This is a genomic window from Clostridium sp. HBUAS56017, from assembly GCF_007115085.1.
GTDB classification, from domain to species: Bacteria; Bacillota; Clostridia; order Clostridiales; family Clostridiaceae; genus Clostridium; species Clostridium cibarium.
The window spans coordinates 1-1,849 of the sequence record NZ_SULK01000057.1; the positions used below are offsets into that span (position 1 = coordinate 1).

At 28.2% G+C, this 1,849-nt stretch carries 1 protein-coding gene; it reads right to left on the minus strand.

Annotated features, from left to right (window positions below):
• Nucleotides 1-172 precede the first annotated feature (172 nt).
• On the minus strand, nt 173-1,756 hold the full coding sequence (locus FAY47_RS19810) for an IS1182 family transposase (RefSeq protein WP_143318646.1): 1,584 nt from the start codon (nt 1,754-1,756) through the stop codon (nt 173-175).
• Between the last annotated feature and the right edge of the window lie 93 nt (nt 1,757-1,849).

The window sequence follows — 1,849 nt, forward strand, 5'->3', positions numbered from 1 at the left end:
AAAAGGAGCTGTCTCCAAATGATTTAAAATCATTTGTCGGAGACGGCTCCCTTTTTTGAATTTGAAGAAATTATTCAACTTATTTTATGTACATTATGGTAATTAAAATAATTAATAAGATGCAAAATAGAAGATATGTTTCAATCTTCTTTAAAGTTCCATATAAATAAAATTATGCTATTTTAATATTATGTAATAAAATACCACTTCTATTTTGTTTCCTTTTATTCCATAACTTATTTATATTATATCCAAAGCTTAACAATAAAAATTCAATTTTTATATTTTTAGTTCCTCTCGTCAAGAATCTTCTAAATCTGTGATCTTCTTTTAATACTCCAAAAACACCTTCGATCTGAATAGATCGATTCATTCTTAGTAATTTCCCTTCGGGGGTCGTAATATTGATAAGTGACTGTTCTCTTTTAGCCATAAAGTTTTTAGATACATGTAATCTTTTATTGCCTTTTGATTTATTACATTTAGATCTATATGGGCAATCACCACAATCTAAACATTCATAAATTGTTGTCTCTGATTCATAACCGGATTTTGATTTCTTGTTTCGAGTCCCGATAGGTATTAATCTCTTTCCATTAGCACAAATATAAAAATCTTCTTCCTCATCATAGGTCATGTTTTCACGCTTACTTATATCATTCTTAAACTTCTTACTCTTCATTTTTTCATACATTTGAGGTTTGATATAAGAATTTTGCTTATTTTTATCCAAGTAACAGTAATTTTCTTCACTCTCATACCCAGCATCTGCAATAACATTTTGAAATTTTTGTGGCAGATTTGAATTTAGTTTTTCTAGAAAAGGTATAAATGTAAGTTGATCAGATCTTTCACTTGATACATCAACCCCTACAATATATTCACCTTCTACACCAATTTGAATATTATAGCCAGGTTTTAATTGAGAGTTTCTCATATGATCTTCTTTCATATGCATGAAAGTTGCATCTTTATCGGTCTTTGAGAAACTATTACGACCATTGAAAATGCTATTATACTCATCATATTTACTTTGTTTTTCAATAAAATCGTCTATTTGTTCAGTAAATTTTTGAAGTTTACTTTTTCTTTTTCCTTTACCATATACAAAGTCAATATTTTCTTCAGATTTTATTTTAGATAATAATGATAAAATTTCCTCAGCATATTTAACTGTAATTTTTCCATCAATCATTTCAAATTTCAAATTAAAATCTGCTTTTAAAATTTCGAGTGTACTCCTAATTTTTTCTTGAAGTTTTGTTTCAAACTTGTTAGTAGCTTTCTTCCATACAAATGTATATTTATTGGCATTCGCTTCGATTTTAGTACCATCAATAAATACATTTTTATATCCTATTTCTTGAAGTTCATCAAGTTTAATGACTAATTGATTAAATAAATCATTCATACAATCTGATAATCTATCACTTCTAAATCGTGCAATTGTATTATGATCCGGAGCCTTTTGCCCCTGCAAAAGCCACATAAAATTAATATCTCGCCTACAAGCAGTTTCTAGTTGTCTACTTGAATAAAGATTGTTCATGTATCCGTAGACTAATACTCTAAATAGAGTCTCTGGTGCGATTGCTGGATTTCTACCTTTAGTAGAGTACGCTTTATATAATTTACTGTAATCTAATCCCTCCGTAACTTCATAAAGCAATCTTACCGGATCATCTTTAGGTATCATAATTTCTGTTTTAATTGGGAATCCTATTTGATGCATAGGTACAATATTTTTTATTTTCATAAAAATATTATGCGCAAAAAAGAGGATTCAAATTCTGAATCCTCTTTTAGCATTTTCGGCTATTATCAAAATTTATTTTGATACAGCCCCTTT